Source organism: Bacillota bacterium (genome assembly GCA_036504675.1).
In the GTDB taxonomy this organism is placed as follows: Bacteria; Bacillota; Sulfobacillia; order JAJYWN01; family JAJZPE01; genus DASXUT01.
In genome coordinates this window covers 19,798-27,779 of sequence record DASXUT010000041.1, presented here as the reverse complement: position 1 = coordinate 27,779, position 7,982 = coordinate 19,798, and the positions used below count along the sequence as shown (strand labels likewise).

The 7,982-nt window shown below is 65.8% G+C and carries 8 protein-coding genes; 7 read left to right on the top strand and 1 reads right to left on the bottom strand.

The window, feature by feature from the left end:
* Nucleotides 1–405, bottom strand: a 405-nt coding sequence (locus VGL40_03365; GenBank protein HEY3314308.1) for a DNA polymerase ligase N-terminal domain-containing protein, incomplete at its 3' end; no start/stop codon positions are given.
* Between the two features lie 132 nt (nt 406–537).
* On the opposite strand from VGL40_03365, the gene VGL40_03360 reads away from it, so the two are divergent.
* The 7 genes from VGL40_03360 to alaS all read left to right on the top strand — a co-directional run bounded on the left by VGL40_03360 (nt 538) and on the right by alaS (nt 7,470).
* A complete protein-coding gene (locus tag VGL40_03360; GenBank protein HEY3314307.1) occupies nt 538–1,098 on the top strand; it encodes a PRC-barrel domain-containing protein in 561 nt (186 codons plus the stop codon).
* Between the two features lie 4 nt (nt 1,099–1,102).
* Nucleotides 1,103–1,288, top strand: coding sequence for a hypothetical protein (locus VGL40_03355; GenBank protein HEY3314306.1), 186 nt, complete (start codon nt 1,103–1,105; stop codon nt 1,286–1,288).
* Nucleotides 1,289–1,347: 59 nt separating this feature from the next.
* A complete protein-coding gene (locus VGL40_03350; protein ID HEY3314305.1) occupies nt 1,348–1,548 on the top strand; it encodes a YtxH domain-containing protein in 201 nt (66 codons plus the stop codon).
* A 96-nt stretch (nt 1,549–1,644) separates the two neighbouring features.
* Nucleotides 1,645–2,760, top strand: coding sequence for an AI-2E family transporter (locus VGL40_03345; GenBank protein ID HEY3314304.1), 1,116 nt, complete (start codon nt 1,645–1,647; stop codon nt 2,758–2,760).
* On the top strand, nt 2,757–3,704 hold the full coding sequence (locus VGL40_03340) for a ribokinase (protein ID HEY3314303.1): 948 nt from the start codon (nt 2,757–2,759) through the stop codon (nt 3,702–3,704). Before VGL40_03345 ends, VGL40_03340 begins: the two co-directional genes overlap by 4 nt.
* Nucleotides 3,698–4,360 carry a ribulose-phosphate 3-epimerase gene (rpe, locus tag VGL40_03335; protein ID HEY3314302.1) on the top strand — a complete coding sequence of 221 codons (663 nt, stop codon included), beginning with the start codon at nt 3,698–3,700 and terminating at the stop codon, nt 4,358–4,360. Before VGL40_03340 ends, rpe begins: the two co-directional genes overlap by 7 nt.
* A 467-nt stretch (nt 4,361–4,827) precedes the next feature.
* Nucleotides 4,828–7,470 carry an alanine--tRNA ligase gene (gene alaS / locus VGL40_03330; GenBank protein HEY3314301.1) on the top strand — a complete coding sequence of 881 codons (2,643 nt, stop codon included), beginning with the start codon at nt 4,828–4,830 and terminating at the stop codon, nt 7,468–7,470.
* Nucleotides 7,471–7,982: the final 512 nt, after the last annotated feature.

Below are 7,982 nucleotides of genomic sequence, written 5' to 3'. Positions count from 1 at the left end.
GTTGCCCTGGTCCCAGATGGCCACCGTCCCGGCGCCGTAGTTACCGGCCGGGATGTCCCCCTCGAAGCTGATGTAGTCCAGGGGATGGTCCTCGACCTGCATGGCCAGGCGCTTGATGCCGCGCTCGAGAGGCGGCCCCTTGGGCACGGCCCAGCTCTTCAGGACTCCGTCCATCTCCAGGCGAAGGTCCCAGTGCAGGTGCGAGGCGTGGTGCTCCTGGACGACGAAGCGGGGGAAGCCGGCTGGCGGCGGACTCGCCGGCGGGGCGTCCCCACCCGCCGACGACGGCGCAGACGACTGTCTTGCCGCCCCCGATGGTTCGGGAGTGTTCCGAAAGTCCCTCTTCGTTTGATAGTCACCGAGAGACGGTGGCGGCCCACCGGCCGTCTTTCTTTTTCCCGGCAAATCCTTCGGGCCCCCTTTTCCGGACGATTCCTCAGATTCGTTCCAGGGGAGGGAAAAACCTCCAAAAGCCAAGTGGGGAGCGTATTATTTGCCTTTCAGGGGGGCACGCTACGGAAAAAGTGGGGCCGTCCGATGCGCACACGACGCGGCATCATCGGTCTTCCGGTGATCAGCCTGCAAACGGGGAAGAGACTGGGTGTCGTCAAGGATTTGCTGCTCAGCCGCCGGGGCGACCGCCTCAGCGGCCTTCGTGTGGTCTGCCCGGGGCGCTTTTGGAGGAAGGCCATCCGCTTCAAGGACATCCAGAGTCTAGGGGAAGACGCGGTGATCGTCCAGGACCAGACGGTCCTGCTGGCCCCCAGCCGGGTGAGCGGGGTGGAGGCCGGCGAGCACGGTCGCGAAAGCCCGCACGACAAGCGGGTCATCACGACCGATGGCCGGGATCTCGGGATCGTCGACGACCTCGTCATCGACCCGGGCACCGGCGGGATCCTCGGCTATCAGGTCTCGGGGGGGCTGTTCCGGGACGTGGTCGACGGCAAGCTAGTCCTGCCGATCACCCCGGGGATGGTCGTGGGGCAGGATGCGGTGATCGTGCCGCCCAATCGGGCTGATCGACCGGCTCAGCCGGGGGCCGCGGACAAAGGGGGGCTGGAAGCTGAAAACGGTGGCCTGCCCGCAATGCGGGAGTAAGGTTGTGGGAAAGGTCGGGACCGGGCAGTACTACTGTTGGGACTGCTTCATCGAGTTCAGCCTGTCCGGGAAAGGCGGGCCGCACCTCTATCGGATCGACCCTGAGGGGACCCTGGTGGCCTTCGGCCCCGATGAGGGGACTCGGTCGGGCACGGACGTAGGCCTGGGCGTGACCTCGAGGATCAGCTGATCCGAAGCCTGATCGGGTCGGCTGCGAGTCCTGACCATGATGGCGGCGGAGGTGATTTCATGAGTCGGCAGGGTTTTTGGACGGGGATGCTGGCCGGCGGTCTGATCGGGATGATCGCGGCCATTGCGGTAGCCCCGCAGCTCAAACCCGACACCCGGAAGCGGATCCTGGAGACCAGCAAGGACTGGTCCGGCCGGGCCGGGAAGGTGTGGCACCGCGGCCGTGAGGCGGCTCGGGACGCGGCGGACAACCTTCGTTGACAGCGATGCACCGTGAGGGAACGGTGGTGGGAGGGGGCGTCTGGCCTCCTCCTTTTCACGCTGCCGGGGACCAAGGTCGGGAAAGGGGGGCATAGCATGGCTGGTCAACACTGGCTTTCCGTTCGGCGGAATCGGGTCATCGTCCTCCTTGCGGCCATGGCCGCCGCCCTGCTCCTGATGGCCAGGGTGCGGGGGATCCTCAGCCCGTTCATCCTGGCCGGGGTGATCACCTACATCCTCGAGCCGCCGGTGTGTTCCCTGGAGCGGCATGGCCTTCCTCGGACTTGGTCGATCATCCTCATCTACCTCCTGGTCATCGGGGGGGCCGCCCTCCTCGTCGCCTGGATCATCCCGTCGGCCCTGGCCGAGCTGTACGGCCTCACCCAGACCCTCCCGTCCTACACCAAACAGCTTCAGGAACTCGGCCTTGGTCTGCAGCGGTTCTACGCCCGGTTGGCTCTGCCCGAATCGGTCCGCCTGATGTTGGACCAGAGTCTGGTCAACGCGGAAGGCGGTCTGCTCAAGGTGATCGGGGCGACCATCACCGGGATCCTCGGGGCCATCGCCTGGATCCCGGGGTTGGTCCTGGCCCCGTTCCTTGCCTTCTATGCCCTCAAGGACCTCCAGACCATCCGGAGCGGCTTCATCAACAGCCTTCCCCGCGAATCGCGGACCGAGGTCGGCGGCCTCCTCTCGGCCATCGATTCGGTGCTGGCCCGCTTCCTCCGCGGGCAGGTCATCCTCTCGGCCGTCGTCGGGGCGGTTTTCGCCTTCGGTCTCCGGGTGCTGGGTCTACCGTTCTGGGTCATCATCGGGGTCTTCGCCGCCTTCGCCGAGGTCATCCCATACTTCGGCCCGGTCATCGGGGCCGCCCCGGCGGTGGCCATCGCCCTGACCAGGTCCCCCGCCCTGGCCGTCAAGGTGATCATCCTCTTCGCCGTCATCCAGGAATTGGAGAACGTCGTCCTGGCTCCGAAGATCATGGGCGACAGCATCGGCCTCCATCCCCTGTGGGTCTTCTTCGCCATCCTGGCCGGCGGTGAACTGGCCGGCTTCTGGGGCCTCCTGCTGGCTGTGCCGACGGCTGGGATCATGAAGGTCATCCTGACTTACGGAGCCGGCAAGATGGCCGCCACGGCCACCCCAAAAGCAGGTGAACCCGAGGCAGACGGCGTAGACTCCTCCTGCAAGAAGGAGGATGAAAGACGGTGATCCCAGTCGCCGGAGGGAAGGCCCGTATCCTGGTGGTCGGCAGCCTCAACATGGACCTTGTCCTGAAGACCGCCCGCCTTCCCCAGCCCGGGGAAAGCCTGTTCGGATCAGAACACCTGATGGTGCCCGGCGGCAAAGGGGCCAACCAGGCTGTTGCCGCGGCCAGGCTCGGCGGGGCGACCACGCTGATCGGTCGGGTGGGCGAAGACCCAGACGGGCGGAGGCTCCGCGATTCTCTGCGCCAAGAAGGCGTCGACGACCGTTTTGTCAGTGCCGACCCGTCGCGCCAAACCGGCCTGGGCGTGGTCATCCTGGAAGATACGGGGGAGAACCGGATCATCGTCTACCCCGGGGCCAACCTCGGGGTGACCGTAGACGACCTCGCCCCGGCCTTTGCGGAACCCTGGGACGCGGTCATCACCCAGCTGGAGGTCCCGGGCCTGGTGGTCGTCGAGACCTGCCGCCTGGGGAGGGCCAAGGGTTTCCCGGCGATTCTCGACGCCGGGCCCGCTCAGCCCTTCCCCCTGGAGGAGCTTGGCGGCCTGGAGATCCTCACTCCCAACGAGACCGAGGCCCTGGCTCTGACCGGCATAGACACCGCAGAGCGGGGCGGGGTCGAGCGGGCCGCTGAGGTCCTGCAGCGTCGCTCACAGGCCCGCTTCATCGTCATCAAGCTGGGCGTCAGGGGGGCCTTCCTTTACGGCGACGGCCTCGCCGAGCCCTTCCCGGCCAACCCGGTCCGGGTAGTCGACCCAACCGCCGCCGGCGACGCCTTCACGGCCGAACTCACTCTCCAGTACGTCGCCCACGGCGACATCCGGCGGGCCGTCCACTATGCCGGCCTCGCCGGGGCTCTGGCGGTCACCAGGCTCGGGGCTCAACCGTCGCTGCCCGGGGCCGACGAAATGCGCGAGTTCGCCAGGGGGAGGGGTCTCGAGTGGTGAGGATCGCCCCATCGCTGATGTGCGCCGACCTTCTCCACCTCGGTGACGACCTGCGACTGCTGGAGCTGGGCGGCGCCGACCTGTTCCACCTGGACATCATGGACGGACACTTCGTCCCCAACTTGTCGCTTGGTCTCGAGCACGTCCGACAGATCAAGGCGGTCACCTCCGTTCCCCTGGACGTCCACTTGATGGTCAGCGACCCGGAACCCTATCTCGCCCGGTTGGCCGACCTTCGGGTGGAGATGGTCTCCTTCCACCTCGAGGCAACGCCCTACCCGCTGCGGGTCATCCGCCAGGCCCGGCGGCTGGGGATGGCGCCCGGCTTGGCCCTCAACCCGAGCACGCCCCCGGACCGACTGGCCGGCCTCCTCGGAGAGCTCGATTTCGTCTTGGTAATGGCGGTCGAGCCGGGTTTCGCCGGCCAACCCTTCATCCCAGCGACGCTCGGCAAGATCGAGGCCGTCAGGGCCGCCGGAGACGGCTGCCGAGCGAGCCTATCTATCGAAGTCGACGGGGGGATCAGCGTCGTCACCGGCCGGCAGTGCGTGGAGAGGGGGGCGGGCGTCCTGGTGGCCGGCAGTTCAAGCATCTTCAAGGGCGACGGTGACCTTCGTGCATCATTGGTGCGTTTCGAGCGGGCCGTACAGACCTGAACGGCGGCTTTCAACGATGGATCAGTTTCAACGATGGATCAGTTGACAGCGCTGGACAGGGGAGGTATAATGAAGAGTAAGTTCCAAAAAGAGCTCGGCGATGATGGGAAAGAAAGAGCCTGTAAAACGGCGTCAAAGAGAGGCCCCGCAAGGTGCGAAAGGGGCTGGCGCAAGGGGTCTTTCAAGCCACCCCGGAGCTTCGGCCAGACCCCCGCACCGGTTCCATGGAAACCGGGCGGGGGGCCCAAACCGACGGGTCGGCCCGTAATCGCCGGCACGAGTTGACCGGACCTGCGTCTTGCGCGGCCGGTAAACAGGGTGGTACCGCGAGCAACCCTCGCCCCTGGTCGATCGACCGGGGCGGGGTTTTTGTTTTTGCCTGGCCCCCGTGGGCTCAATAGACATAACCAGACTTCCGTCGACTAGTCGACTAGTCGACTAAAGGAGAGGACCGCAAGGTGAGACGAATGTCCGGCGACGAGATCCGCCAGAGTTTCCTCGATTTCTTTGCCTCCAAGGGCCACAAGGTCATGCCCAGCGCGTCGCTGGTCCCCGTGGACGACCCGACGCTGCTCTGGATCAACTGCGGCATGGCTCCGCTGAAGCCTTACTTCGAGGAGCGGGTGACCCCCCCCAGCCGCCGGCTGGTCTCCAGCCAGAAGTCGATCCGGACCAACGACATCGAGAACGTCGGCAAGACCCCGCGGCATCACACCTTCTTTGAGATGCTCGGCAACTTCTCCATCGGCGACTACTTCAAGGAAGACGCCATCGCCTGGGCCTGGGAACTGGTCACCGGGGTCTTCGAACTGCCCGCGGACAAGCTCTATGTGACCGTCCACCCGACCGACGATGAGGCCAGGCAGATCTGGCTGAAGAAAGTCGGCCTGCCGCTATCGAGGGTCCTCGACGACCCCTCGGACTTCTGGGACATCGGGCCCGGCCCGTGCGGCCCAAACTCGGAGATCTACATCGACCGCGGGGAGCACCTCGGCTGCGGCAAGCCCAACTGTCTCCCGGGGTCCTGCGATTGCTCACGTTGGCTCGAGTTCTGGAACCTCGTCTTCACCCAGTTCAGCCACAACGAAGACGGCAGCCACACGCCGCTACCGAAGAAGAATATCGACACGGGGATGGGCCTCGAGCGGATCGCCTCGATCCTGCAGGGGGTCGACACCAACTTCGAGACCGACCTCCTCTACCCGATCATTTCCCAGACGGTTAAGTTGTCCGGAGTGCCGTATAAGAAGACTCCCGAAACGCGGCTGGCCATGAATGTCATCGCCGACCACCTGCGAAGCGTGACGATGACCATCGGGGACGGGGCCACCCCGTCCAATGAGGGGCGGGGATACATCCTCCGGCGACTCCTGCGGAGGGCCGTCCGCTACGCCCGAACCCTCGGCTTCCAGGACCCTGTCCTGCACACACTGGTGCCCACGGCCGCGGCCATCTTCGCCCAGCCTTACCCGGAGATCGAGGCCAAGAAAGACGCCATCGCCCGGGTCATCCGCGGCGAGGAGGAGCGGTTCAACTCGACGCTCAACGACGGGATGCGGATCGCCGAGGGCATGATCGACGAGGCCAGGGCCACGGGACGCGGTTCCCTCGACGGCAGGCAGGCGTTTCTCCTGTATGACACGTATGGTTTCCCCTTCGACCTGACCGAGGACATCGCCGCCGAGAACGGTTTGAAGCTCGACCGCGGCGGCTTCGACAAGGCCATGGAAGAGCAGAGACGACGGGCCCGCGCCGCCCGGCAGGGGGTCGAGGGCTGGGACTCGTCGGCCGCCTTCGCCCAATCCCTGAAGGCTTTTCCGAAGACCGAGTTCGTCGGCTACGACGAGCTGACGGCCAAGGCCAGGGTCCTGGCCATCGTCAAGAGCGGCCAGGTCGTGCCGGCCGCCGAGCCGGGCGAGGAGGTCGACCTTCTCATCGACCGGACGCCGTTCTACGCCGAGAGCGGTGGCCAGGTCAGCGACCAAGGGCAGCTGACCTCGGGTGAGTCCCAAGTCTTCGAGGTCTATGGGGTCAGGAAGCTGGAAGACGGCAAGTTCCTCCACGTCGGCCGGGTCGGCGAGGTCATCCTCAAGCCGGGAATGGAAGTCACCTCCAAGGTCGACGGCGACCGCCGTCTGGCCACGGCCCGCAACCACACGGCCACCCACCTCCTGCAGGCCGCCCTCCGCCGGGTCCTGGGCGACCACGTCAACCAGTCCGGCTCGTACGTGGACCCGGACCGCCTCCGCTTCGACTTCTCCCATCCCTCGGCGATGACCAGGGAGGAGGTCAAGGCGGTCGAGGAGATGGTCAACGAGAAGGTCCTCGAGGGCCTCCCGGTGACCTGGTACGAAACGAGCCTGGCCGAGGCCAAGGCCGAGGGGGCGACGGCCCTCTTTGGAGAGAAGTACGGGGAACGGGTTCGGGTGGTCAGGGTCGGCGAGTTCAGCCAGGAACTGTGCGGCGGGACCCATTTGAAGACGGCCCAACAAGTGGGGCTGTTCAAGGTGGCCGGCGAAGGCAGCGTCGGCTCTGGGCTCCGTCGGATTGAGGCGGTCACCGGGACGGGCGCTCTCCGCTACGTCGAAAGCCGGGACGACCTCCTGACCAAGGCGGCCGAACAACTCCGGACGACCCCGGCCGAAGTGCCGGTCAAGATCGAGGAACTTCACAGGCTGGCCAGGGAGAAGGACCATGAGATCGAGACCCTGCGTAGCCGGCTCGGCGGTTTCGCCGTCGACGAGATGGTCGCGGCCGCCCGCGACGTCTCCGGGGTCATGGTGGTCGCCGGGCAGGTCCAGACGGCCAATCAGGAAGGTCTGCGGGAACTGGCCGACCGGATCCGCGATCGACTCGGGACCGGGGTGGTCATCATCGGCTCCCCGGCCGGGGAAGGCAAAGTCAGCTTTGTCAGCGTGGTCACCAAGGACCTTCTGGGCAAGGGACTGAATGCCGGGGAGATCGTCCGCGAAGCGGCCAAGGTGGCCGGCGGCGGCGGTGGTGGCCGCCCCGACATGGCCCAGGCCGGTGGACGCCACCCCGAGCTGCTCGAACAGGCCATCGCCCGCGGGCTCCAGGTCATCCAGGAGCGACTGGGCCAGGGCCACTGAGAGATAGTTATCTTCTGCAAGATATTCGAAGCGGGTGGCTCGATGCGGGCTACCCGCTTCTTTGCTATGTAGTGAAAAATCAACATGGTACATCGCGACGGCACAAAACCGATAAGGGAATCGGCATCCGGCCGTGGAGAGTAGATAGATAACACGGAGCGCGTGGGCGACCTGCTGTCGGCAGTAGACGTATATCAAGAATAACAACCAGGCGACAGAGGCCCGGCCGGAAGGTGCATGAATATCGACTAGCGGGGCTCGCGCCGGCGCCGGCCCCGGCCAATCTTCTCCTCGGTTTTTTCCCATGGGGACAGGCAGTCGGCATTGACACCCCGGAGGGCGGCGAGTAAAATAGGAGCCAAATCAAGAGAGTCTCATGCGACGAAGATCGGGAGAAGTACCTTCGCTCGGACGCCCGCAGAGAGGGCCGGCTTGGTGAAAAGGCCTGGGCCGACGAGAAGGGAAATGCACCCGTGAGTCCCGTCCCCGAAGGGCCGACGCTCCGCCTTGGA